The 24160-nt window shown below is 66.7% G+C and carries 20 protein-coding genes; 17 read left to right on the top strand and 3 right to left on the bottom strand.

The features are described 5' to 3' along the window. The first annotated feature begins 56 nt into the window (after window positions 1-56). The 12 genes from BKK81_RS11215 (at window position 57) to BKK81_RS11160 (ending at window position 12471) form a co-directional block, all read left to right on the top strand. A complete protein-coding gene (locus BKK81_RS11215) occupies window positions 57-1235 on the top strand; it encodes an acetyl-CoA C-acyltransferase (RefSeq protein ID WP_071012866.1) in 1179 nt (392 codons plus the stop codon). Further along, entirely contained in the window at window positions 1235-1669 is a 435-nt protein-coding gene (locus BKK81_RS11210) for a PaaI family thioesterase (protein WP_231907909.1), read from the top strand. Before BKK81_RS11215 ends, BKK81_RS11210 begins: the two co-directional genes overlap by 1 nt. A gap of 197 nt (window positions 1670-1866) precedes the next feature. Next, a complete protein-coding gene (locus BKK81_RS11205) occupies window positions 1867-3729 on the top strand; it encodes an acyl-CoA dehydrogenase (protein ID WP_071012865.1) in 1863 nt (620 codons plus the stop codon). A gap of 99 nt (window positions 3730-3828) precedes the next feature. Continuing rightward, a complete protein-coding gene (locus BKK81_RS11200) occupies window positions 3829-4611 on the top strand; it encodes an SDR family oxidoreductase (protein WP_071012863.1) in 783 nt (260 codons plus the stop codon). A gap of 92 nt (window positions 4612-4703) precedes the next feature. Continuing rightward, the gene (locus BKK81_RS11195; protein WP_071012861.1) at window positions 4704-5141 is read left to right on the top strand and encodes a PaaI family thioesterase; all 438 of its coding nucleotides are present in this window, start codon (window positions 4704-4706) and stop codon (window positions 5139-5141) included. A gap of 243 nt (window positions 5142-5384) precedes the next feature. Next, the gene (locus BKK81_RS11190; protein WP_231908047.1) at window positions 5385-6683 is read left to right on the top strand and encodes a serine hydrolase domain-containing protein; all 1299 of its coding nucleotides are present in this window, start codon (window positions 5385-5387) and stop codon (window positions 6681-6683) included. Between the two features lie 72 nt (window positions 6684-6755). Then, a complete protein-coding gene (locus tag BKK81_RS11185) occupies window positions 6756-7766 on the top strand; it encodes an NADP-dependent oxidoreductase (protein WP_071012860.1) in 1011 nt (336 codons plus the stop codon). An 86-nt stretch (window positions 7767-7852) separates the two neighbouring features. Then, entirely contained in the window at window positions 7853-8695 is an 843-nt protein-coding gene (locus BKK81_RS11180; protein WP_071012858.1) for a class II aldolase/adducin family protein, read from the top strand. Between the two features lie 3 nt (window positions 8696-8698). Continuing rightward, window positions 8699-9511, top strand: a complete 813-nt coding sequence (locus tag BKK81_RS11175; protein ID WP_071012856.1) for an SDR family oxidoreductase — start codon at window positions 8699-8701, stop codon at window positions 9509-9511. Between the two features lie 92 nt (window positions 9512-9603). After that, entirely contained in the window at window positions 9604-10542 is a 939-nt protein-coding gene (locus tag BKK81_RS11170) for a glutathione S-transferase family protein (protein WP_071012854.1), read from the top strand. A 64-nt stretch (window positions 10543-10606) separates the two neighbouring features. Continuing rightward, complete coding sequence (locus BKK81_RS11165; RefSeq protein WP_071012853.1) at window positions 10607-11509, top strand: SDR family oxidoreductase; 903 nt, start codon at window positions 10607-10609, stop codon at window positions 11507-11509. A 41-nt stretch (window positions 11510-11550) separates the two neighbouring features. Further along, window positions 11551-12471 (top strand): alpha/beta fold hydrolase, encoded by a 921-nt coding sequence (locus tag BKK81_RS11160; protein ID WP_071012851.1) that lies wholly within the window; start codon window positions 11551-11553, stop codon window positions 12469-12471. A gap of 158 nt (window positions 12472-12629) precedes the next feature. Here BKK81_RS11160 and BKK81_RS35355 read toward each other — a convergent pair whose 3' ends face one another. After that, window positions 12630-12863 carry a hypothetical protein gene (locus BKK81_RS35355; protein WP_156811229.1) on the bottom strand — a complete coding sequence of 78 codons (234 nt, stop codon included), beginning with the start codon at window positions 12861-12863 and terminating at the stop codon, window positions 12630-12632. A gap of 347 nt (window positions 12864-13210) precedes the next feature. On the opposite strand from BKK81_RS35355, the gene BKK81_RS11155 reads away from it, so the two are divergent. After that, the gene (locus tag BKK81_RS11155; protein ID WP_083384066.1) at window positions 13211-18706 is read left to right on the top strand and encodes an autotransporter domain-containing protein; all 5496 of its coding nucleotides are present in this window, start codon (window positions 13211-13213) and stop codon (window positions 18704-18706) included. A 299-nt stretch (window positions 18707-19005) separates the two neighbouring features. Continuing rightward, window positions 19006-19737, top strand: coding sequence for an aspartate/glutamate racemase family protein (locus BKK81_RS11150; RefSeq protein ID WP_071012849.1), 732 nt, complete (start codon window positions 19006-19008; stop codon window positions 19735-19737). A gap of 8 nt (window positions 19738-19745) precedes the next feature. Here the strand turns inward: BKK81_RS11150 and BKK81_RS11145 are convergent, their stop codons facing one another. Further along, complete coding sequence (locus tag BKK81_RS11145) at window positions 19746-20258, bottom strand: O-acetyl-ADP-ribose deacetylase (protein WP_071012847.1); 513 nt, start codon at window positions 20256-20258, stop codon at window positions 19746-19748. A gap of 362 nt (window positions 20259-20620) precedes the next feature. Here BKK81_RS11145 and BKK81_RS11140 point away from each other — a divergent pair, with 362 nt between their 5' ends. From BKK81_RS11140 to BKK81_RS35350, 3 genes are all read left to right on the top strand, one after another. Then, on the top strand, window positions 20621-20905 hold the full coding sequence (locus tag BKK81_RS11140; protein ID WP_071012846.1) for a hypothetical protein: 285 nt from the start codon (window positions 20621-20623) through the stop codon (window positions 20903-20905). A 314-nt stretch (window positions 20906-21219) separates the two neighbouring features. Continuing rightward, complete coding sequence (locus BKK81_RS11135) at window positions 21220-21447, top strand: hypothetical protein (RefSeq protein WP_156811227.1); 228 nt, start codon at window positions 21220-21222, stop codon at window positions 21445-21447. Window positions 21448-22458: 1011 nt separating this feature from the next. Continuing rightward, the gene (locus BKK81_RS35350; protein WP_071069454.1) at window positions 22459-22710 is read left to right on the top strand and encodes a hypothetical protein; all 252 of its coding nucleotides are present in this window, start codon (window positions 22459-22461) and stop codon (window positions 22708-22710) included. A gap of 98 nt (window positions 22711-22808) precedes the next feature. Here the strand turns inward: BKK81_RS35350 and BKK81_RS11130 are convergent, their stop codons facing one another. Then, window positions 22809-23957, bottom strand: a complete 1149-nt coding sequence (locus tag BKK81_RS11130) for an iron-containing alcohol dehydrogenase (protein WP_071012842.1) — start codon at window positions 23955-23957, stop codon at window positions 22809-22811. Window positions 23958-24160: the final 203 nt, after the last annotated feature.

Genomic DNA, 24160 nt, shown 5'->3' with positions numbered 1-24160 from the left:
AAACCGACGCGCCAACCGCATACCGCAAGACACCAAGAGATACCGAGGAGCAAGACATGAACGAGGCAGTGATCGTTTCGACCGCACGGACCGGCCTGGCCAAGAGCTGGAAGGGTGCTTTCAACATGACCCACGGCGCCACCCTGGGCGGCCACGCCGTCAAGCACGCCATCGAGCGCGCCAAGATCGAGGCGGGCGAGGTGGAAGACATCCTGATGGGCTGCGCCAACCCGGAAGGCGCCACCGGCGCCAACATCGCCCGCCAGATCGCGCTGCGCGCCGGCTGCCCGGTGACCGTGCCCGGTGCCACCGTCAACCGCTTCTGCTCGTCCGGCCTGCAGACCATCGCCATGGCCGCGCAGCGCGTGATCGCCGATGAGGGTGACATCTTCGTCGCCGGCGGCGTGGAGAGCATCTCCTGCGTGCAGCAGGAAATGAACCGCCACATGGTCCAGGAAAGCTGGCTGACGAAGAACAAGCCGGAAATCTACTGGAACATGCTGCAGACCGCCGAGAACGTGGCCAAGCGCTACAACATTTCGAAGGAGCGCCAGGACGAGTACGGCGTGCGCAGCCAGCAGCGCGCCTTCGCGGCGCTGGAAGCCGGCAAGTTCCTGGATGAGATCGTGCCGATGACCGTGCTCGCCGGCGTGGCCGACAAGGCCACCGGCCAGCTCGTCACCAAGGAAGTCACCATCTCGGCCGACGAGGGCATCCGCGGCGACACCACGCTGGAAGGCGTGGCCAAGATCCGCACCGCCGTGCCCGGTGGCGTGGTCACCGCCGGCAACGCCTCGCAGTTCTCCGACGGCGCCTCGGCGGCGGTGGTGATGAATGCCCGCGTGGCGGCGGCCAAGGGCCTGCAGCCGCTGGGCGTGTTCCGCGGCTTCGCCGTGGCTGGCTGCGAGCCCGATGAAATGGGCATCGGCCCGGTCTTCGCGGTGCCCAAGCTGCTGAAGAAGGCTGGCCTGAAGGTCGACGACATCGGCCTGTGGGAGCTGAACGAAGCCTTCGCCGTGCAGGTGCTGTACTGCGCCGACACGCTGGGCATCCCGATGGACCGCCTGAACGTCAACGGCGGCGCCATCGCGGTGGGCCACCCCTACGGCGTGTCGGGCGCCCGCCTGGTCGGCCACGCGCTGATCGAAGGCAAGCGCCGTGGCGTCAAGTACGTGGTGGTGACCATGTGCATCGGCGGCGGCCAGGGCGCGGCCGGGCTGTTCGAAGTGCTCTGATGGGAGCGCCGGCCACCGCGGACGCGATGCTGGCCTGGGGCCGGGAGGTGCTGGCGGACCAGCCCTTCTCGGTGCTGCTGGGGGCCGAGCTGGCGGCGATGTCGCCGGGGCGGGCCGAGCTGCGCCTGCCGCTGCGGCAGGCGCTGCGCCAGCAGCACGGCTTCGCCCACGGTGGCGTGGTCAGCTACCTGGCCGACAACGCGCTGACCTATGCGGGCGGCGCGGCCATGGCGGCGCCCGTGGTGACCTCGGAGTTCAAGATCAATTACGTACGTCCCGCGATCGGCGATTTGCTGGTCGCGCGCGCCGAATGCGTCAGCCACGGCCGCCAGCAGGCGGTGGTGCGCTGCGACGTGTTCGTCGTCAAGGATGGCGAGGAGAAGCTCTGCGCGGTGGCGCAGGGCACCATCGCCAGGCTGGGCGAGGCGGCTTGATCGACACGGACGAAGGGCGCGCAAGCGCCTTTTTTCCACTGCAGACCCGCTGAACCGGGCAAAGCCCGGTCCGGCAACGATCCAATACAGAGAACCGGCCAGCCATCCCGGCGCGCCGGTCCGGAGACTGGCGCGGTGCCCCGTGCGCCGCGCGCATTCGTATTTCCCACCCATCCGTCTGGGAGCCGTATCCTGCCATGTCGCTGATCCTATCCCGCCGAGACCTGAATTTCCTGCTGTATGAATGGCTGCGGGTCGAGGAACTGTCCCGCATTCCCCGCTATGCCGAGCACAGCCGCGAGACCTTCGACGCCGCGCTCGACACCTGCGAGAAGATCGCCACCGACCTGTTCGCGCCGCACAACAAGAAGAACGACCAGCACGAGCCCGAGTTCGACGGCGACAAGGTCACCATCATTCCCGAGGTCTCGACCGCGCTGAAGGCCTTCTGCGAGGCCGGCCTGATGGCCGCCGGACAGGACTTCGAACTGGGCGGCATGCAGCTGCCGGTGGTGGTGGAGAAGGCCGGTTTCGCCTACTTCAAGGGCGCCAACGTCGGCACCAGCTCCTATCCTTTCCTGACCATCGGCAACGCCAACCTGCTGATGGCGCACGGCACGCCGGCGCAGATCGACACCTTCGTCAAGCCGGAACTGGACGGGCGCTTCTTCGGCACCATGTGCCTGTCCGAACCGCAGGCCGGTTCCTCGCTGTCCGACATCACCACGCGTGCCGACTATGAGGGCGAGTCGCCGCTGGGCGCGCAGTACCGCCTGCGCGGCAACAAGATGTGGATCTCGGCCGGCGAGCACGAACTGTCCGACAACATCGTGCACCTGGTGCTGGCCAAGATCCCGGGCCCGGACGGCAAGCTGATCCCCGGCGTCAAGGGCATCTCGCTGTTCATCGTGCCGAAGTACCTGGTCAACCCCGACGGTTCGCTTGGCGAGCGCAACGACGTGGCGCTGGCCGGCCTGAACCACAAGATGGGCTACCGCGGCACCACCAACTGCCTGCTCAACTTCGGCGAAGGCACCCGCTACCGCCCGGCCGGCAAGGCCGGCGCCATCGGCTACCTGGTCGGCGAGCCCCACCAGGGCCTGGCCTGCATGTTCCACATGATGAACGAGGCCCGCATCGGCGTCGGCCTGGGCGCGGTGATGCTGGGCTACACCGGCTACCTGCATGCGCTGGACTATGCCCGCAACCGCCCGCAAGGCCGCCCCGTCGGCCCCGGCGGCAAGGATCCGGCCAGCCCGCAGGTGCGCCTGGTCGAGCATGCCGACATCCGCCGCATGCTGCTGGCGCAGAAGAGCTACGTGGAAGGCGGCCTGGCGCTGAACCTGTACTGCGCGCAGCTGGTCGACCGCGAGCGTGCCGCCGCCGCGGCCGGCGACGCCGCCGCGCACGGACGCCTGGCGCTGCTGCTGGACATCCTCACGCCGATCGCCAAGAGCTGGCCCTCGCAATGGTGCCTGGAAGCCAACAGCCTGGCCATCCAGGTGCACGGCGGCTACGGCTACACGCGCGAATACAACGTCGAGCAGTTCTACCGCGACAACCGCCTCAATCCGATCCACGAGGGCACGCACGGCATCCAGGGCCTGGACCTGCTGGGCCGCAAGGTGGTGATGAAGGACGGCGCCGCCTTCAAGACGCTGGCCCAGGAACTGGCGGCCACCATCGGCCGCGCGCAGGCCAGCGGCGACGCCGCGCTGGCGGCGCAGGGGAAGGCGCTGGGCAAGGCTGCCGCGCGCCTGGCGGAGGTCACGCAGGCCCTGTGGGCGGCGGGCGATCCCAACGTGACGCTGGCCAATGCCTCGGTCTACCTGGAGGCCTTCGGCCACGTAGTGGTGGCCTGGATCTGGCTGGAGCAAGCGCTGATCGCCCAGGCGGCCCTGGCCGCAGGCGCCAGCGCGCAGGAGCAGGACTTCTACCGCGGCAAGCTGGCCGCGGCCGCCTACTTCTTCCAATGGGAACTGCCCAAGGTAGGGCCGCAGCTCGACCTGCTGGCCTCGCTGGACCGCACCACGCTCGACATGCAGGACGCCTGGTTCTGAGCGGACCGGGCCGGGGCGGCATACGAGCCCCCCACACGAACTCAAGACGAACCACACGGCGCGCCGGAGCGCGCCTGAGCAAGCAGCGGAGACAAGACCATGAGTACCGTGAAGGAACTGTTCGACCTCAGCGGGCGTACCGCCCTGATCACCGGCGGCTCGCGCGGCCTGGGCCTGCAGATCGCCGAGGCACTGGGCGAGCAGGGCGCCCGCGTGGTGCTGTCGGCACGCAAGACCGATGAACTGCAGGCGGCACAGGCCCACCTGAAGGCACGCGGCATCGAGGCCGACTGGATCGCCGCCGACGGCGCGCAGGAAGCCGAGATCGCGCGCCTGGCCGACGAAGCGCTGGGCCGCCTGGGCCACGTCGACATCCTGGTCAACAATGCCGGCGCGACCTGGGGCGCACCGGCCGAAGACCATCCCGTCGAGGCCTGGGACAAGGTGATGAACCTGAATATCCGCGGCCTGTTTCTGCTGACCCAGCGCATCGGCAAGCTGTCGATGATCCCGCGCCGCCATGGCCGCATCATCAACGTGGCCTCGATCGCCGGCCTGGCCGGCAACCCGCCGGGCTCGATGGAGACCATCGCCTACAACACCTCCAAGGGCGCGGTGGTCAACTTCACGCGCACCCTGGCCGGCGAGTGGGGCGAGCACAACATCACCGTCAACGCGCTGGCGCCGGGCTTCTTCCCCTCCAAGATGACCAAGGGCTCGCTGGAGCGGCTGGGCGTCGACGCCATGTGCGCCGGCGTGCCGCTGCACCGGCTCGGCGACGACGAGGACCTGAAGGGCGCGGCCGTGCTGTTCGCCAGCCAGGCGGGCAAGCACATCACCGGGCAGATCCTGGCGGTGGATGGCGGCGTCAGCGCGGTCTGAGCGCGGTCTGATCGCGCTTTGCGCCACCGGAATGGGTTCTAATAGCGGTGGTGCGCCAAGGCGCCCCCCTGTTTTTCGCCACACGTAGGACCATGACCCAGAAGAACGGCTTTCCCATCCAGATTCCCTTCCTCGCCTCCCTCGGCGTACTGTGCAACCAGTTCGGCGAGGGACGCAGCGAGATCGAACTCGACCTGCGCCCCCACCACGAGAACAGCCTCGAGATGGCCCACGGCGGCGTGCTGATGACGTTGCTGGACGTCGCCATGGCGATGGCCGGCCGCTCGGCCGACAGCGAGGACCGCGGCGTCGTGACCATCGAGATGAAGACCAGCTTCATGGCGCCGGGGCGCGGCAAGCTGACCGCGCGCGGCCTGTGCGTGCACCGCACCGCGACCATGGCCTTCTGCGAGGCGGAGATCGTCGACGGCGAAGGCAAGACGGTGTCGCGCGGCTCGGGCACCTTCAAGTATGTCAAGCGCAAGCCGCCGCAGCGCCCGCGTGCCGAGGAGCCGGGCGGCGACGGCTGACGCCGGGCGGGGAGGACGGGCGGCACCTGCGGGACAAGCAGGGCCGCCACCGGCAGTCCGGCACGCACCAGCAGCACCACCAGCAGCAGCACAATAAAAACAAGCGGTACAACAAACACAGCGATCCGATTGCACACGCACGGAGGAGACAAGATGACGAGCAGCCAGCGCGGCAAGCGCCGCGGCGGTCGTTTTTCGCATACCTTGAGCACGCTGGCACTGGCTGGCGCGGGAGTGATTGCCATGAACCATCCGGCGCAGGCGCAGACCGCTGCCCAACCCGCCTCCGCCGCCACCGCGCCGGCCGCACCGACCTTCGCCAGCGCGGCCGACAGCGATCCGCTCGCGCTGGGCTGGATGCAGGGCTTTCCGCCGGCGCCGGACAAGATCATCCGCTTCGACCTGGCCAGCAACCGCTTCCCGGTCACCCGCTGGACCTTCTCCCATGTGCGCCAGCTGATGCCGACCGCGGCGGTCTGGCGCGGGCGCGGCGCGCCCAGCGCGCTGCCGCACGCGCCGCGCGATATCGGTCAGGTGCCGTACACCGATGCCAACGGGCAGCGCCACACCTTCGCAGAGATGCTGGCGCTGACCTATACCGACGGCATCCTGGTGATGCACAAGGGCAAGGTCATCTACGAAAAGTACTTCGGCGCGCTGGACGACCACACGCAGCACATCGCCATGTCGGTCACCAAGTCCTTCGTCGGCACGCTGGCGGCGATGCTGGCCGCCGAAGGCAAGCTCGATCCGTCGGCGCCGGTCACGCGCTACCTGCCGGAGATGGCGGGCACCGCCTATGGCGATGCCACGGTGCGCGAGGTCATGGACATGACCGTCGGCGTCAAGTACTCGGAAAACTACGCCGATCCCAAGGCCGAGATCTGGGATTACTCGCGCGCAGGCGGCATGATCCCGCGCCCGGCCGACTACGCCGGCCCGAAGGATTTTTATGCCTTCCTGAAGACGCTGCAGAAGGACGGCGAGCATGACACCGCCTTCGCCTACAAGACGGTCAATGCCGAGCTGCTGGCGTGGATCGTCAAGCGGGTGAGCGGACAGAACCTCTCGACCGTGCTGTCGGAGCGCATCTGGCAACCGATGGGCGCCGAGCAGGATGCCTATTTCATCGTCGACAGCATCGGCAATGAATCCGGCGGCGGCGGCCTGAACACGGCGCTGCGCGACCTGGCCCGCTTCGGCGAGACCATGCGCAACGACGGCCGCTTCAACGGCCGCCAGATCATCCCGGCCGCGGTGGTGGCGGATATCCGCCGCGGCGGCGATCCGGCCAAGTTCGCCAAGGCAGGCTATGCCACGCTGCCGGGCTGGAGCTACCGCAATATGTGGTGGGTGGCCAACGACGACCACGGCGCGTTCGAGGCGCGCGGCATCCACGGCCAGGCCATCTACGTCGATCCCAAGGCGCAGATGACGATTGTGCGCTATGCCTCGCACCCGATCGCGGCCAATGGCGCCAACGACCCGGTCACGCTGCCGGCCTTCCGCGCGCTGGCACAAGAACTGATGAAGCAGCAGTGAAATGGCGGCAGGAGACGGACGCGGCGGCCCGTCGTTGTCCTATCCTGTCTATTCCCCTGAAAGGAAATGAATATGTCGCAGACCTACCAACGCATCGTGCTGGCTTCCCGACCGACCGGCGCGGTGACGCCGGACAACTTCCGCCTAGAGACCGTGCCGGTGCCCGAGCTGGCCGACGGCCAGGTGCTGGTGCGCAACCACTATCTGTCGCTGGATCCGTACATGCGCGGGCGCATGAACGAGAGCAAGTCCTATGCGGTGCCGCAGCCGCTCGGCGAAGTGATGATCGGCGGCACGGTGGGCGAAGTGGTGGCCAGCAAGAACCCGAAGTTCAGCGCCGGCGACAAGGTGGTGGGCATGTTCGGCTGGCAGGAAATGGGCGTCAGCGACGGCACCGGCATCCAGAAGGTCGACACCACCCACATCCCGCTGTCGGCCTACCTCGGCTCGGTGGGCATGCCCGGCGTCACCGGCTGGTACGGCCTCAACCAGATCATCAAGCCCAAGGCCGGCCAGACCGTGGTGGTCAGCGCCGCCTCGGGCGCGGTCGGCAGCGTGGTCGGCCAGCTGGCCAAGCTCAAGGGCTGCCGCGCGGTCGGCGTGGCGGGCGGCAAGGACAAGTGCGACTACGTGGTCAATGAACTCGGCTTCGATGCCTGCGTCGACTACAAGGCGGCGAAGGATGCCAAGGAGCTGTACATGATGCTGAAGGAGGCCACGCCCGACGGCATCGACGGCTACTTCGAGAACGTCGGCGGCGACGTGCTCGACGTGGTGCTGTCGCGCATGAACCCGTTCGGCCGAATCGCCGTGTGCGGCATGATCGCCGGCTATGACGGCCAGCCGCTGCCGCTGAAGAATCCGCAGCTGATCCTGGTCTCGCGCCTGACGGTGGAGGGTTTCATCGTCTCCGAGCACATGGAGTTCTGGCCGCAGGCGCTGCAGGAATTGGGCGCGGGCGTGGCCCAGGGCAAGATCAAGTTCCGCGAGACCGTGGCGCAGGGCCTGGCCAGCGCGCCGGAGGCCTTCATGGGCCTGCTCAAGGGCAAGAACTTCGGCAAGCAGCTGGTCAAGCTGGTGTAAGCCGGCGCGCCGGGGCGGCCGCGCCGCCCCGCATGCCAGGCACAGGAGGCCGCGTACGCGGCCCGGACAACAAGAGGAGACACCCTATGAATGCACCTGCCATGCCCGCCAGGGATGATGAGATGGCCGCCGGCCTGTCGGAAGAGATCAAGGCGCGCTACCGCATGCTGCCGCGCCCGCCGCAGTTCGCCACCGCTGCCGAGGAACGCCTGCACCGCAAGCAGCGCCTGGCGGCGGCTTTCCGGCTGTTCTCGCGCTTCGGCTTCGACGAGGGCGTGGCCGGCCACATCACCGCGCGCGATCCCGAGTTCACCGACACGTTCTGGGTCAATCCCTTCGGCGTGCACTTCAGCCAGGTCAAGGTCTCCAACCTGATCCGCTGCGATCACCACGGCAATGTGGTGGAGGGCGATTACCCGGTCAACGCGGCCGCCTTCGCCATCCATTCGCGTGTGCACCAGACCCGCTCCGATGCGGTGGCTGCCGCGCATTCGCACAGCACCTACGGGCGCGCCTGGTCCACCCTGGGGCGTCCGCTCGACGCACTCACGCAGGACGTGTGCGCCTTCTACAACGACCACGCCGTCTACGACGATTTCGGCGGCGTGGTGGTGGAACTGGACGAAGGCCAGCGCATCGCCAACGCGCTCGGCCAGAACAAGGCCGCGATCCTGCAGAACCACGGCCTGCTGACCGTCGGCAAGACGGTCGACGAGGCGGCCTGGTGGTTCATCACCATGGAGCGCTCCTGCCAGGTGCAGCTGCTGGCCGAGGCCGCCGCGGCGCGCACCAATGCACCGCTCAAGGTGATCTCGGACGCGGCCGCGCGCCAGGCCTACTCCATCGTCGGCACGTCGCAGGCGGGCTGGTTCCAGTTCCAGCCGCTCTATGCGCGCATCGTCAAGGAACAACCGGACCTGCTGGACTGAGCCGTGGCGCCCTTCACCGGAAAGGTGGTGCTGATCACCGGCGCCTCCGACGGCATCGGCGCGGAACTGGCCCTGCTGCTGGCGCAGCAGGGCGCGCGGCTGGCGCTGGCGGCCCGGCGGCTGGAGCGCCTGGACGAGCTGGTGGCGCGCATCCGCCGCGAGCATCCCGCCGCCGACGCGGTGGCCTGGCGGACCGATGTGTCGAGCGAGGACGCCTGCCGGCAACTGGTGGCCGAGGTCGCCGCGCACTTCGGCGGCATCGACGTGCTGGTCAACAATGCCGGCGTCTCGGCGCATGGCTACTTCGAGCAGGTCTCCGACTTCGCCTACTACGAGACCGTGATGCGCGTGAACTACTTCGGCGCCATGTGGTGCACGCGCGAGGCGCTGCCCCACCTGCGCCAGCGCCGCGGCCTGGTGGTGGCGGTATCGAGCCTGGCCGGCAAGGTCGGCGTACCGGGCCGCACCGCCTACTCGGCCAGCAAGTTCGCGCTGGCGGGTTTCTGCGAGGCGCTGCGCTGCGAATTGCAGGGCAGCGGGGTGGACGTCTGCGTGGTCTTTCCCGGCGTGGTGGCCACGGCCACGCGGGTGGCGGGCTTCGGGCCCGACGGCCGGCCGCTGGGCGAGAGCCGGCTGCGCGAGGACGATGCCATGAGCGCGCAGGAGTGCGCGCGCCAGATGCTGGCCGCCATGGCCGCGCGCCGGCGCGAGCTGGTGATGACGGCGAAAGGGCGGCTCGGGCTCTGGCTCAAGCTGCTGGCGCCGGGGCTGGTCGACCGCATGGCCCTGCGCGCGCTCAAGCAGGCAGGACGTTAGCAACAAGGAGGGCGGCACCCGCCGGCGGCGGGTGCCGCCGGTTGGCACGCGCGGCCCGGCGCGAGCGGATGAAGAAACAACGAGAAGAGGACATGGCTGAGCTGATCCTGCATCAATACGCGACATCCCCGTTTTCCGAGAAGGTCCGGCTGCTGCTGGGCGCCAAGGGCCTGGCCTGGCAGGCGGTCGAGATCCCGCCCATCCTGCCCAAGCCTGACGTGATCGCGCTGACCGGCGGCTACCGCCGCACGCCGGTGCTGCAGATCGGTGCCGACGTCTATTGCGACACGGCGCTGATCTGCGACGTGATCGACGCGCTGGCGCCGTCCCCGGCGCCGCTGTACCCGCCAGCCCAGGCGGGCGCCGCGCGCCTGCTCGCCAGCTGGTTCGATACGGTCCTGTTCGGCGCGGTGGCGTCCTACCTGTTCCAGACCGGCGGCGCGCAGGAGATCCTGGGCCGCATGACGCCCGAGCAGATCCAGGCCTTCCGCGCCGACCGCAAGGCCATGCGCGGCGACGGCAATGCGCTCGGCGTGCCGCTGGGCGAGGCCGCCGCGCTGCTGCGCGACACCCTGGCCCGGCTCGAAGTGCAGATGGCCGGCGGCGTGCCGCACGTGGCCGGCGCGGCTCTGTCGCTGGCGGACTTCTCGCTCTATCACAACCTCTGGTTTCTCAAGCGCGCGCCGGTGCAGACGGCCTGGCTGGAAGGCTATCCGGCCATCCAGTCCTGGTATGCGCGCATGCAGGCCTTCGGTCATGGCGAGGTGCGTGTCATCGACAGCGCCACGGCCCTGGCCGCCGCGCAGGCCGCGGTGCCGCAGCCGCTGACGGCGCAGGCCTCGGCCGACAGCGGGTTTGCGGTCGGCGACGGCGTCTGCGTCACGCCGACCGACTATGCGCGCGATCCGGTGTCCGGCACGCTGGTGTCCCTGGACGACCGCATGGTGACGCTGCGGCGCCAGGACCCGCGCGCCGGCGCCCTCAACGTGCATTTCCCGCGCCTGGGCTTCCACGTGCAGCGCGCGGCCTGAAGGCGGGCGCCTGCATCCCACACTCACACGATCGACATTCACACGTCAGGAACGGACGGCAAACATGAAGCAATTCGAAGGCAAGGTCGCAGTGATCACCGGCGGTGGCTCCGGTTTCGGCAAGGAATTCGCCCGCCTTGGCACCACGCTCGGCATGAAGCTGGTGCTGGCGGACGTGCAGCAGGAAGCGCTGGACGCCGTGGTGGCGGAATGCAAGGCGCAGGGCGCGCAGGTCATCGGCGTGCGTACCGATGTGTCCAAGGCCGAGCAGGTACAGGCCCTGGCGGATGCCGCCATGGCGGCCTTCGGCGAGGTCAACCTGCTGTTCAACAACGCCGGTGTCGGCGCCGGCGGGCTGGTATGGGAGAACTCCGAGCGTGACTGGGAGTGGGTGCTGGGGGTCAACCTGTACGGCGTCATCCACGGCGTGCGCATCTTCACGCCGCTGATGCTGGCCGCCGCCGAGCGCGACCCTTCCTACCGCGGGCACATCGTCAACACGGCGTCGATGGCGGGCCTGCTCAATCCGCCGGCGATGGGCGTCTACAACGTTTCCAAGCACGCGGTGGTGTCGCTGAGCGAGACGCTGTACCAGGACCTGAGCCTGGTCACCGAGCAGGTCGGCTGCTCGGTGCTGTGCCCCTATTTCGTGCCGACCGGCATTTCGCAGTCGCAGCGCAACCGTCCCGCCGACCTGGCCAACGCCGCGCCGCCGACGCGCTCGCAGCTGGTGTCGCAGGCGCTGTCGGACAAGGCCGTGAGCTCGGGCAAGGTGACCGCCCAGCACGTCGCAGAAATGACCTTCGACGCCATCCGCGAGGACCGCTTCTACATCTATTCCCATCCGCAATCGCTGGCTCCGGTGCAGCAGCGCTTCGAGGCGCTGATCGCCCAGCGCAATCCCGGCGACCCCTTCGCCGACAAGCCGGGCATGCGCGAGGAACTGAGCAAGGCCTTGCGCGGCTGATGCCGCCGGGCCGCCTACCGATCCAATCCGAGGGAGATGCCATGACCGCTGCCGCCGTGATCCGCCACCTGCAGTTCGCCGACCTGCCCAACGGCACCCGCCTGCACTACGCCAGTGCCGGCGAGCCGGGCAAGCCGCTGATGCTCTTCGTGCATGGCTTCCCGGAGTTCTGGTACGAGTGGGAGGCGCAGCTCGCCGAGTTCGGGCAGACGCACTATGCGGTCGCGCCAGACCTGCGCGGCTTCAACCTGTCGAGCAAGCCGGCGGAGGTCGACGCCTACAAGCCGCGCCATATCGTCGAAGACCTGGTGCAGCTGATCGGCGTGCTCGGCTACCAGCGCGCCATCGTGGTGGCACACGACTGGGGCGGCGCCATCTGCTGGAACCTGGCGCTGCAGCATCCCGCCCTGGTCGAACGGCTGGTCATCGTCAATTCGCCGCACCCCTACCTGTTCGCACAGGCGCTGGCGCACGACCCCGCCCAGCAAGCGGCCTCGGCCTATATGAACTGGCTGCGCAAGCCGGGTTCCGAGCAGGCGCTGGCCGCCGACAACTTCGCCATGCTGGAGGCGATGCTGACCGGCAAGGGTGCACAGCCGGCGCCCTGGTTCGCCGGCGAGACGCGCGCCAAGTACCACGCCGCCTGGTCGCAGCCGGGCGCGGCGGGTTCGCATCCGCTCACCGGCGGCGTCAACTTCTACCGGGCCTCGCCGATGCATCCGCCGCAGCCGGGCGAAGCGGCGCCCGATGTGTCGCGCCTCAATCCCGACGACTTCGTCGTGCGCGTGCCGACCCTGGTGATCTGGGGCGAGCGCGATACCGCCCTGCCCAAGTCGCTGGTGGAGGGCCTGGATCGCTTCGTGCCCGGCATGCGGCTGGAGCGCATCCCGGAGGGCACGCACTGGGTCATCCATGAGCAGCCGGAGCGCATCAACCGGTTCATCCGCGGCTTCCTGTCCTGAGGCGCGCCGCACTGCCACGGTCCGCGCGCCGCGGCTGGCCCGGCGGCAAGCGGGCCGATTGTCCCTGGCGGGCGGTGGGTGCTTGCCGTTAGTGTCTTGAGTCTTCAACTGCGAAGTGCCCCTTGCGAACGTCCGATCGCGGTTGTTCGTTCGATAACTCAGCCACTCTTGCCGCTGCCGCCAGCGTGAGGCTCGGCGCGGCGTGTGAGTTCGGTGGCAATGTCGCGTCGTGACTCGGCGTGCGGCGTTCCTTGGCCTTCAGTCGCAGCGGCCGCCGCTTTGCGGACGGCGTCACCTCCTCGGGACAACATGTCCTTCATGGCAGCGCGCTCCAGCGCCGAGCCGGCATGCATCCGCTTGTGCCGCGCGTTCTCTGCCTCAAGTTCGCGCATGCGCGTCGCGCCGGAGCAGGTGTGCTGGAATAGGTGGCAGCGCTAATCCCAGGCTTGCGGCACACCGGTTTCCCCTCAAGTCGCACGTTTCTTCCTTCAAGATCACCAAGATCTGACTTTCACTGAGCTTTCCTATTTCCATTGCGTCCTCAATTCTCATGTCAGGTCGCATTATTCGGATTTGGATGCATATTGCCAGGGAGGTTGGGATTATTCCTTGTGGAGAATGAGGTATTCCCACATATTTCCCAATAGTCAAGCCTCGACAATTTCCGTGGGTCGCTATCAGATCGTGCTGCCCCAGCGCCAGCTCGGCTGGAAAAGCAACGCAAGAACACACGGAAGCCATGAATCACACTTATCGGATTATTTTCAATCGGAGTATCGGAATCTGGCAGGCTGTCAGCGAGGTCGCCAAGGGACACTCTAAAAACGGGCGTTCACAGTGTCGGAGCCTGGCTCTCGCGATCGCCGTCGGCGGCCTGCTGGTGCATCCTGCCGAGCGTGCAATGGCACAGGTCTACGCCGGAAATGAGGTCGTTCATGGGCCGTTTGCCGATGGCGAGCAGCTCTTCCTAGAAAATAGCCGCCTTGAAGCGAATGAGAAAAATTCCATTCGTGGCGGTGAACAGACCTTCCGCGACGAGTCTCGCCTGGACATCAACGCCGCGCATGCCCTGACAGGAGGGGTGCAGCGCTTCCATGGCAACAGCGTGCTCCAGTCGAGCGTGAGCAACGCGATCACCGGTGGTGAGCAGAGCTTCCACGACAACAGCGCCATGATTCTCGACGGCACTACGATCTCTCTCGAGGACGGCATATTCAATGCAGAGAGTGCCCGGTTTACCGATAACAGCAAGCTCGATGTTCGAAGATACCGTGGCATGTTCGTCGGAACGCTTGACTTCTCCGGGGCGAGTACGCTGACAGTATCGGAGACCAATGGCATCTTGGGGAAAGAGAGTTACACGCCTTCGGCGCGGCCTCCAAAACTGACGTTCCGGGATCAAAGCACTTTCAATATCAATGCACAGAACGCGGTCCTCGGTACGAGTACCGCTCGGCCGGGAACGGAAGGAGAAGAGTACCTGCCAGCAAGCATAGAGTTTCTTGACCAAAGCGTGGCAAATGGAAACGCCGAATATGGACTGTGGGACGCCACCTTTTATGGCAGCAGTGTTGCCATGGCAAATGCAACCGGCGCCTTCACGAACTCCAGTTTTTTCGACGACAGTACACTGAACCTCAATGCTGAGCGTGCAGCGGCTTATATTTACATGCGTGGCCGTAGCGTCATGAACGCCAATGTTGCGGAGGCGCTCGGCAGCGAAGGCGGTTACTCCCCTACCTTCGAATTTCACGACAACAGCACGTTGAATGCCAATGCCGCGCAGGCGGTGAGCGCAAGGCCAAGGTTCTATGACGGCAGCAAGTTCGTGCTCGCCAGCGAAAATGCCCTGGTGGAAAGTCCTTTTCGGGCTTCAACAGGTGGAGGCTACTTCGTCTCGAGCATTGACTTCCACGACAACAGCACGATGGAGATCAATGCGCCGCGAGCGATAGGGCCCGCCGGGTATAAGCCTGACGTGCCCATCTGGGATCGCCTCTGGTTTCAGGACAGCAGTACCCTCAACCTGAATGGCGAGGATGTGCTTAGAACCGCCAATTGGTGGGATATATACTTCAAGGATAGCACTACGCTCAATATAAACGCGGCCCAGAATTTCCATGATGATCGAGAGCTCCTCCACGGCGCCAACGTCTCAATGGCGCGGGGCGGAACGATAAATGCCAATGTTGCGGATTCAATCTATGGGTATTTCACCATTGGCGGCGCCCTGAATGCCAAGGCTGCGGAGGCCGTCAGTGGCGGACGAATCAGGGTAGGCGGCAATCTGAATGCGTTGGTGCCGCGGGCGATCACCGGTGGGCAGCAGATAATCGGTGGCGTGCTGCACGCCACCGCAACCCATGCCGTGGATGGCGGACGGATCGTGGCCGAAGAAGATGGCCGCATCGAGGTCGAAGCCCATAATGCCCTCAGCACCAATGCGGTCATCGAGTTCGGAACCGAATACACAAACGGGGGCCTGCTGCATCTGAATGGTCACAGCACGACCATCGGGAAGATCACTTCCATCCCGGCAACGGCACCATGGGCAAAGCCGCACGACAGTTTCATCCAGAACACCGGTACCGACGATGCGGCGCTGGTGGTCGATGGCAGCATCCACGGTGATTCGTTCTACAGCGGCCAGATCCGGGATGGCGGCGCAGGCAGGCTCGGCATCGTCAAGGCAGGCGCCAGCACCCTGACGCTGAACGGCGCCAATACATACAGCGGTCCCACCGAAGTCCGTCAGGGAACGCTTCTGGTGGGCGACGCCGAAGGAGTCGACGCCTCCGTGGCCAGCGCCGTGTCCGTGGCGAGCGACAGCACGCTCGGTGGGCACGGCAGCGTGGGCAGCACCACTGTCGCCGCAGCAGGGATCCTGGCGCCGGGCGGTGCCCAGGGCGGGACATTGACCGTGAACGGTGACCTGACCCTGGCTTCGGGCAGCATCGTCGCCTCCGTCCTTGGCGCGCCGGGTGCATCAGGATCCGCCGGCCAGAGCGGCAGCGTCCGCGTGCATGGGGACCTGACCCTCGAGGGCGCTACCGTCAATACCAGCAATGCAGGCGGCCTGGGGGTGGGGCTGTATCGCCTCTTCGACTATGACGGCATCCTGACGCAACGCCATGGCGGGCTGGTGCTGGGGGCCAGTCCGGCAGGCTCATCGCTGTCCTTGCAGTACCTGGACTCGGCCAAACAGATCAACCTGGTCAACAGCAGCGGGGCCACGCTCAACTTCTGGAACGCCAATGGTGCCGCCAGCGCCACGCAACTCGGCGGGGGTTCCGGCATCTGGTCGAATGCATCGCCGATGTGGGCGGATGCCATGGGGACACAGAGCGGGCCCATGCAGCCGAAGCCGGGATTCGCCATCTTTTCGGGTGAGCGGGGCGATGTCACCCTCAGCAGCGCCGAGGGCACCGTGCAGGCAAGGGGAATCCAGTTCGCGACCGACGGCTACACGCTCCGCGGAGATGCGCTGCACCTTGTCGCCGATGGCGAGCACCCGGCACCGGTGGAGATCCGCGTGGGAGACGGTTCTGCGGCGGGAGCGCAGCACACCGCCACGATCGACGCCGTCATCGCGGGCACGGACGGCCTGAACAAGACCGGGGCCGGGACCCTGGTCCTCACCGCCGCCAACACTTACAGCGGTGGCAACAAGCTCTCCGCCGGTACGCTTGCGGTGTCCGCCGACACCGCGCTGGGGGCCTCCGACAACGGGCTGCACTTCAACGGCGGCGCCTTGCGCACGACCGCCGATATGGCGACGGTCCGCTCCGTCCTGCTGGAGGGGCGCGGCACCTTCGACACGCAGATGTCCACGGTGCTCGACCTGAAAGGCGATATCAGCGGTAACGGGGTACTGGAAAAGACAGGCGCTGGAACGCTGAAGATCGCGCGCGCCAACGACTACCAGGGTGGCACCTCGGTGCAGGCAGGCACCCTGGCGGCAGAGGCCACCGGCGCGCTGGGCAGCGGTCCGGTCCGTGTCACGGGAAGCGGCTCGCTTCTGCGTTTCGAGGCAAACGCCGATGCCCAGGCGTTGTCGATCCACAACGACCATGGCGGCGCCACGTCGTTCTCCGAACAGACAAGCGCCGGCACGGCTTCCATCGTCAACCAGGGGCAAGGCGCGACGGTCTTTTCCGCGCAGGCGTCTGCCGGGGAAGCCAGGATGACCAACGAGTTCCAAGGCAGCATCTTCTTGCGCGATCAAGCCAGTGCGGACACTGCCCGGATCGCCAACAAAGCGGGCGGACGCGTCGATATCAGCGGCTTGACATCGGCTGGCACGGCGATCGGCGCGCTCAGCGGCGAGGGGGACGTCTTCCTCGGCAGCAAGACGCTGATCATCGGCGGACTCGGCCACGACAGCGTGCTGGGTGGCGTGATTGCGGATGGCGGCGAGGGCCAAGGCACGGGTGGCAGCCTGGTCAAGACTGGCGCCGGGAAGGTGATACTGGACGGCAGCAATACCTACACCGGCACCACAACAGTGAGTGCCGGTACGCTGGTAGTCGGCCAACACGATGGGTCCTGGGCACAGGCGCGCGTTTCCGGACCCGTGCATGTCGCGGAAGGCGCGAAGCTGGCAGGGTATGGAACGGTGGGTTCGACCGTCGTCGGCGCGGGTGGCATTCTCTCTCCCGGATACTACGTTCCCACTCCTGGGAATCAGGCCGCCAACCCCGGCAGCCTGAAGATTGCCGGAGACCTGACGATGCTGCCCGGGTCGACGCTCGAGCTGGCTTCGAACGGCTACCAGAACACCAGGGTCAGCGCCAGCGGCAAAGCCGATCTGCAAGGCGGCACGGCACTGCACACCGGCACGGATTTCAAGGCCAATCACGACTATACGATCCTGACCGCGGACGGCGGCGTCAACGGCAAGTTCGATCAGGTGAAGTCCGACTTCGCCATCCTGGAACCCAATCTGACCTATACCCCGACTGCCGTGCTGCTGAGATTCGGGCAAAGCGGACGCTTTGCCTCGCTCGCGCAATCCCCGAACCAGCGTGCCGTGGCACGCGCCCTCGATAGCCTGCCCACCAACAGCGAGCTCTATCAGCAACTGCTGACCATGCCGAATGGAGCGCCGCCTGGGGTGTTCAACAGCCTCTCCGGCGAGGCGCATGCCAGCCTCGGCGCGGTCTTGCACAGCGGCGTCGGCTCGATGCGCACCCTGTCGCTCAACCATCTGCGCAACAACCTCAGCGCTTCCCCTCAGGCTGGCGCCACTGCCTCGGGAGCCCGGCTATTCTCGATGCATAAGGCGTCGCTCAACTCCATGCGCAGCCATTTCCGCGCGTCTCCTGAAGCTGACACCACGATCGCCGACGCCGGCACGGTCGATGCGCCAGATCCGGGCGGCGCGCTGCCTGTGCCGGAAGCACAGCCATTCTGGGCGGAAGTGAGCGGCGGCCGGCAGATCATCGATGGCACCAGCGACACCGCGGGCATCAAGCAATCCCTGTACGGAATTTCCGTGGGTGCCGATGGTGCCGTGGGCGACGGCTGGCGTGTCGGCGGCACATTGGGCTTTACGGATAGCAGCATCCACACCGATGCCCGCGCGTCCAAGGCCAGTGTCAAGAGCTACGGCGCACTGCTGTATGGCGGCAAGGCCTTTGAAGCCGGCTCAGGCAAGCTCAACCTGATGATGGGCGGAGGCTACACCTGGCATGGCATCGATACCGAGCGCAAGGTGGCGGGCGCCGGCCTGGATCAGACGCTTACGGCCGATTACGGTGCGGGCACCGGCCAGCTCTTCGCTGAAATCGGCTACGCCCTTCCTGTGCGTGACGCGACGGTTGAGCCCTTCGCCGGCATCGCCTGGAGCGACACCCGTACACGCGGGTTTTCCGAATCGGGCGGGTCGGCCGCACTGGACGGCCAGCGCAAGCGTGACAACCAGACGAGCACCACGCTCGGTGTTCGTGGACGCACACCGTTTGAACTGGGGGCTGCCAAGGGCAGTGTCACGGCAAGCCTGGGCTGGCGCCATGCCCTGGGCAGCGTGACCCCGGAAAGCACACTGGCGTTCCGGGGTAGCGAAACCTTCACGGTGACTGGAACGCCGATCGCGCGCAATGCGGCGTTGATCGAAGTTGGCGGGGAAGTGGCGATTTCCCGCAATGCCACGCTGAGCCTGGGATATGCCGGGCAGCATGCCGGCAACAACCGAGAGCATCGCGGCAGGTTGAACCTGCGCTGGGGCTTCCATTGAGTGGAGTGTGCGTCAGGTGGTCCAGGAGACAGGCCGGTCGAAGCCGCCTCGTGGCCGATCGACGCGCTTTGCCCAGGCTCTTCTCCACCATGACTTGCTTCAGCCGCGTCCGTGCAGATTGACCGCGGACAGGAAGCGCGCCGCACTGCCACGGTCCGCGCGCCGCGGCTGGCCCGGCGGCAAGCGGGCCGATTGTCCCTGGCGGGCGGTGGGCGCTCGCCGTTAGAGTTCGCCCCGGGTCGCGCCGGCGTGGCGCGGCCCGGACGGCCGCGGGGGCCGCATGGCAAGGGAGCGCGAGCATGAAGACCATCGGCCTGATCGGCGGGATGAGCTGGGAATCCTCGGCGGAGTACTACCGCCTGGTCAACCAGGGCATGAAGGCACGGCTGGGCGGCCATGCCAATGCGCGCAGCGTGATGGTGACGGTCTGCTTCGAGGAGATCCATGCGCTGCAGCACGCGCAGCGCTGGGACGAACTGGCCGTGCGCATGCGGCAGGCGGCACGGCAGGTGCAGGCCGGCGGCGCCGACTTCCTGCTGTTGTGTACCAATACCATGCATCGCGTGGCGCCGGCCATCGAGGAAGCGGTGTCGATTCCGCTGCTGCATATCGTCGATCCGACCGCGCAGGCCTTGCGCGCGGCCGGCATCGGCCGCGTTGGCCTGCTGGGCACCCGCTTCACCATGGAACAGGATTTCTACCGGGCGCGCATGGCCGGGCGGCACGGTATCGAAGTGCTGGTTCCCGGCGAGGCCGGCCGCCGCCGCGTGCACGAGATCATCTACGAAGAACTGTGCCACGGCACCGTGCGCGCGGCGTCGCGCGATGCCTTCCGGCGCATCGTCGACGAACTGACCGGGGAGGGCGCGCAAGGCGTGATCCTGGGCTGCACCGAGATCACGCTGTTGATCGGTGCGGGCGACGTGGCGCTGCCAGTGTTCGACACCACGCGCCTGCACGCCTTGGCCGCGGTGGAAGCCGCCGCGCCGCTGGGACCGCGCGGCGCAGGCCCTGCGGCAAGCCAGAGCTAGAGCTAGAGCTAGAGCAGCCGCGCGCGGTACAACTGGTAGTTCTCGTCGTCGAAGCAGACAAAAGTGACCTGCTCGATCGAGGGTGCCTGCGGCAGGCTGTCGCGCACCGCGGCAATGGCGATGTCCACCGCGCGCTCGCGCGGGAAGCCGTAGATGCCTGTGCTGATATTGGGGAAAGCGATGGTGCGCAAGCCCTTTTCCGCTGCCCTGCGGATGCTGTTGCGGTAGGCGCTGGCCAGCAGTTCCTCCTCGTTGTCGCCACCGCCGCGCCAGACCGGTCCGACCGCGTGGATGACGTAGGGCGCCGGCAGCAGACCGCCGGTGGTGATCACCGCGTCGCCGGTCGGGCATCCGCCCTGGCTGTCGCGTATCGCGCGGCAGGCTTCCATGATGGCCGGGCCACCCGCGCCATGGATGGCGCCGTCCACGCCGCCGCCGCCCAGCAGTCCGCTGTTGGCGGCGTTGACGATGGCGTCGACTTCCATGCGGGTGATGTCACCGTGAACCACTTGCATTCCCATGAGTCGGCTCCTGTATTGGGTTTCCGGTCTATGACGATGCGATGGTCTGTGCAACTTGACGCCTAGTGTCTAACTTGAGCGCTTGAGCGTCAAGGGCGTCACTGTTTCCCCCTCTCTCGTTTTGGTGTGCTGCGCTGCGATCGCGGCGGCCCTCGGCGCACGGCTTCTCGTACCTGCGCCTGACGCGCCCGGATCTTGCTGGCGATGTCGTGGGTCATCCGGCGCCGATGGGTCGCTCAAGCGTGTATCTCCAACGGTCCTTTGAGCGGTATCGATCCAGTCCTTGCCCGGTGTGCAAATAAGTTCGATGTTCGGGACTGGAAGGGCGTACAGTGGGCTATCAATGCCAACCGGAGCCAATCGTGGACACGTTCCCGAGTTCGACGTACAAGGGTTTCGACCTGTACCCGCTGGTCTACCGATACGACCCTCCGCGCGAGTGGCATGAGCGTCGGCCGGATCGCTCCTACAACGCGTCTGTCGTGATATGCCGGGAAGGACTCGATCCGGTGACGGCCGTGGCGAGGATTTTCAAAGTCCGCGCCGAACAATGGGAAAGCCTGGGTGTGGCAAAGAGAGCTGCAATTCAGTCGGGTCGCGACATCGTCGATGGGCTGGTCGAGGGCGAAAACCTGATCGGCTTGTAGGGCAGGTCCAGCGAGCGAGCAACGGCCATGTGGACCTGCAAACAGTGTGGATTCGAATTGTCGTTTGAGCTTGCCAATCCGTCGATCGATGAGCAGGGTTGCCATTTCATGTGCCCTTCGTGCGGCAAGCGGAATGTTCTCGTGAACGTGGGCGGAAAGGGTGACGACGACCCGATTGTGCTGGCGCAGCTGGACTCCTAGGACTGGCATCTCACGCCCCCTCGCGCCGCCGTGGCCTCGGCGGTGCTCAACCTGACCCGGCCCTTCACGATGACCAGCCCCTGTCTGTCGCGGTGGGGGACAGGCGGACGTTCGTGGCCGCCTGGCTGCAGGACTGGAACGAGGAGAACCCGGAGTCGCCGATCAAGGTGACGAACCGGGTCCTGGCCAAGCAGGTGAAGCAGGTGGCGACGCCGAGTGCGGATCGAATGCTCGCGGGGGCGCCGAAAGGGATGCGGAGCAGGCTAGCAGGTGAACCTGCGGCGCCGGAGCGGAGGATAACCAGCGTATTGCGCGTATTGCTGTCGCCAGCCCAGGCCTGAGAGCCAGTTGACATCTCATGATGCGGCCGTTGCAGTTGCCACTGGCGCGTCGGCCTGGAGACGGTTGCTCATGTTCTGGGGCGTGTCGCCGGGCGGCGGGGCGCCCTGGGGGGGCGATTCGATGCATGGCGCACGGAGGGGAGGACTGCCTTCCACGTTGGCCGTACGCAGTTGGTCGCTGACAGCACGACGGGAGATTGCTTCTTCCTTCACTCTGGAACGTACACCATCAAGAAGGTCACGACTCTTCTTGACCAACAAGGCAGTCTGCGCAGCGGTTTCAGCAATACTTTTTCCAGGTAGTGGGACTTTTGCTTCGGGCATCGACTGCGGCTGTTGCATCCGCGGGGGCCGCACATAGGGCATCCTTCACCTCCTTCTGCACCAGGTGCTTGTTCCCTCCCGTATTGATTTGTCCAATACATGAACAGTATAGGTGCTGAGCGCAGCCGCCTGACGAGTGCATGCGTGGAGGGCTCCAGGGCGTTGTCAGGCCTCCGCACCGAAGAGGGCGGGGGCTTGGCCAGGCACGAAGCGATGCAACCGCGGCGTACCGCTGTGCTGTTTCCCGACAACGTCGTCCGAAAGGCGGCGGTATCGGCCAAGCGATGTTACGTGCGCTGCCCTACAATCAAGTTGGGGGATCGTTCTGGGAAGCCTCGAATGCAATTGCCGCTCATATGGGCCAAGGCTAGACGGCTGGAGAGACTCGACAGCAACATCGCCGCGTCGCGCACCCGGGTCCGCGACCAGATTGGGCGCGTAAGAGAAGCAAAGCTTCATGATGGAGACGTGGAGTTAGCACTGCTCGTACTTCGTTATATGCACCGCAGATACTTGGAGCTTTTGCTGCTCCGGCGAGATTTCTCTTGAATTGGCAATCTGCTGATCGCGCATCACGCGCATCAAAGCAAAGCGCGCGCCCGAAGCGCGGGGCGCGGCGAGCCGCATCAAGAGCGGGCTTGGAGTATGCAAGAGCCTGATTCCCAGGGTTCAGTCGGGAGAAGTCAGATGCTCGATGTCAACGCGGAGCTTCGGGATTTCGAAATGAGCACCCGGCATATCACCGAGGGACGGCAACGCATTCGCCGCCAGATCGGTCTTGTGCGCGAATTGCGCGCAGATGGTCACGACACGACCCTGGCGCTCCAGTTCCTCCATGTCTTATGCGGGGCCGTGGCCGCAGAGCGGGAGCATCGGGCTCTGGTGGCGAAGGTGCTGGTTGAACGTATGCCAGGATACCGCCCGCCGGATGGACCGTGAGGCCGCGCGAGTCGGGCATCACGCGGTCTCCCTGTCTCTGGATGGGTCGCTCGGTCGCCGGCGGTCGCACCGCGGCGGCGGCGCACTGCATCGATGTACTACATCGATGCCTCGAGCATATGCCGGTAGTCGTCGGCGCTGGCCGTTTTCGGATTGGTCTTGTGGCAGTGGTCAGCCAGCGCACCGGCGATCACCTGGTCGAACATCGCCGCCGTCACGCCCATCTGCGCCAGGCCGGTGGGCAGGCCCAGGCGGGCCGTCATATCATGCACGGCCTGCGCCACGTCGGCATCGGCGGGGAGGTGCATGGCACGGCGCAGGCGCGCGAAGCGCTGCTCGCGCACCACGCTCGGCGCGTCCGCGTTGAAGCGCAGTACCGCCGGCATCACCACCGCGTTGAGGGTGCCGTGATGCAGGCCGGTGCGGCCGTCGATCTTCAGGCCGCCGAGCGGATGCGACAGGGAGTGCACGCAGCCCAGGCCCTTCTGGAACGCCATTGCGCCCTGCATCGAGGCGCTCATCATATTGAGGCGCGCCTCGCGGTCGGCACCGTCGCGCGTGGCGCGCTCGATATGGGCCCAGCCGCGCTCCAGGCCGTCCAGCGCGATGCCGTCGGCGGGCGGGTTGAAGGCCGGCGCAAGGAAGGTTTCGATGCAGTGCGCGATGGCGTCCATGCCGGTGGCGGCGGTCAGGCCGGCCGGCAGGCCCAGCGTCAGGCCCGGGTCGCAGATGGCGGACCTGGGCAGCAGATGCCAGGAATGGAAGCCGAGCTTGCGGCCGTCGTCGAGGATGATGATGGCGCCGCGCGCCACCTCGCTGCCGGTCCCGGCCGTGGTCGGCACCGCGATCAGGGGCGCGGCGCGTTCGGTGATCTTGGCGCTGCCGCCCTCGATGGTCGCGTAGGTGGTCAGTTCGCCGGGGTGGGTGGCCAGGATGGCGATGCCTTTGGCCAGGTCGATCGACGAACCACCGCCGACCGCCACCAGGCCATTGCAGCCGGCCGCCTTGTACTGCTCGGTGGCCTTGCGCACCATGGCCTCGGTCGGATTGGACGGGGTCTCGTCGAAGACCGCCACCGGCAGCCCGGCCAGCGCGTCGAGGGCCTGTGCGGCCACACCCGCCGCGACCACGCCCCGGTCGGTGACCAGCAGCGGCCGGGTGATGCCGATCCGTTCGCATTCGGACTGGAGCAGGCTGACCGTGCCGAAGTCCAGGTGGATATGGGTCAGGTAGTAGATGTATGCCATGTGCGCCGTCTCCTTGTCTGTGGGGTCGGCCCGCATGCCGGGGCGGGCTCGTATCGCGGGCGTTGCTATGCCGTTCTTGTCGCTCCTGCCGCCGCCGCCCGCCCTGGGCCATGCCGCGCGAGGGGCGGCGCGGGCGGTGCGGCGGGCTGTCACGGAAGGTCTCCGGCAGCATAGCACCAGTCATCGCCCTGCCGTAGCGTGCG

The sequence above is a fragment of the Cupriavidus sp. USMAHM13 genome (genome assembly GCF_001854285.1).
In the GTDB taxonomy this organism is placed as follows: Bacteria; Pseudomonadota; Gammaproteobacteria; order Burkholderiales; family Burkholderiaceae; genus Cupriavidus; species Cupriavidus malaysiensis.
Note: the sequence above shows the minus strand (reverse complement) of the source record. Positions and strands in the feature narration are given on the sequence as shown.